Below are 1,391 nucleotides of genomic sequence, written 5' to 3'. Positions count from 1 at the left end.
GGAGCTATTATTAAAGTGTTAAATATAGATAAGGTTGAAACAGTATATATAGCCTGCGGCCCAACAGACTTAAGAAAAAGTATAGATGGATTAGTAATGATAGTAAAAAATCAACTGCAGCTCAATCCTTTTGATAAAGCATTATTTGTTTTTTGTAATAAACAGATGGATAAGTTAAAGATACTCCATTTTGATGAAGGATTTTGGTTATATTATCATCGTTTAGAAGGAAATCGCTTTAAATGGCCTGCTACGCAGGAAGAAGCAGTAAGTGTGAATATAGAAGAATTACGTTGGCTTTTGAAAGGATATGAAGTAAGAACAAAGTCTAAATTTAAACCAGTAAAAGAAGCTAATTATTATTAAAAATAGGTATACAAAAACCTTGAGAATCCTTTATTTTCAAGGGTTTTTGTGGTATAATATTTATATAAATAAATGTTAAAAGAGGTACTTATGAATCACGAAATTATTAGCAATGAACTTGATGAAAAAAGCCAAGTATTAATTGAAAAAGTTGAAGAAATGGAGAAAGAAATAGACTCTAAGAATAAAGAAATAGAAAATCTTAAAAATGAATTAGAGTTTTTAAGAGAAATTATTTCAAATAGAAATAAGAAAATATTTGGAGCATCTAGTGAGAAAGTAGATGCTGATCAATTATGCTTTTTTAATGAAGCAGAAAAACATAGTGATTCAAAAGTGGAAGAACCTACGGTAGAAGAAATTACATATAAAAGAGCTAAGAAAAGCAACAATATCGGTAAGAAAGATAACCTTGCTAATTTAGAAAGAAAAATCATAGAACATAAATTAGAAGGTGATGATTTAATCTGTGATAAATGTGGCAGCAAATTAGTTGAAATTGGAGTTAAATCTAGAAAAGAAATTTTAAAATATATCCCTGCTAAATTAATAGTGGAAGAACACGTAATGTACAGCTACGCTTGTAAACCATGTGAGAAGGAAAATGAAGATAGTAAGATTGTTTCACCTGAAATGCCTAAAACTATTTTCTATAATAGTATGGCTTCTAATGAATTAATTGCTCATACTATTGCACTTAAATATCTTCATGCTATGCCATTATATAGACAACAGTCTTATTTTGACATGATGGGTGCTACTCTTAGTCGTCAGACTTTATGTAACTGGACTATGTCAGCTGCTAAAGCATTAGAGCCGATATATAGCTATATGAAGAAAGAACTTCTTAATAGAAATTACATTCATGCTGATGAAACTACATTGAAGGTAATTAATGATAATGGTAAGAGTTCTAAGTCTAAGAAATATATGTGGCTATATATGAGTGAAACTAATGCTAAACCGATAATTCTTTATGATTATCAAAATACTAGATCTAGCTCGTGTCCTAAAGCTTTTCTTGG

2 protein-coding genes are annotated in these 1,391 nt (G+C 29.3%); both read left to right on the top strand.

The annotated features are described in order from the left end of the window. Positions 1–366: IS66 family insertion sequence element accessory protein TnpB (tnpB, locus tag KQI30_RS16780; RefSeq protein WP_216464482.1), on the top strand; the 366-nt coding region annotated here is incomplete at its 5' end. Positions 367–456: 90 nt separating this feature from the next. After that, positions 457–1,391 (top strand): IS66 family transposase (tnpC, locus tag KQI30_RS16775; protein ID WP_216464481.1); only part of this gene is annotated, 935 nt, incomplete at its 3' end.

The organism is Clostridium bornimense, from assembly GCF_018917145.1.
Taxonomy (GTDB): domain Bacteria; phylum Bacillota; class Clostridia; order Clostridiales; family Clostridiaceae; genus Clostridium_AN; species Clostridium_AN bornimense_A.
This window is presented reverse-complemented; position numbering and strand designations above follow the sequence as displayed.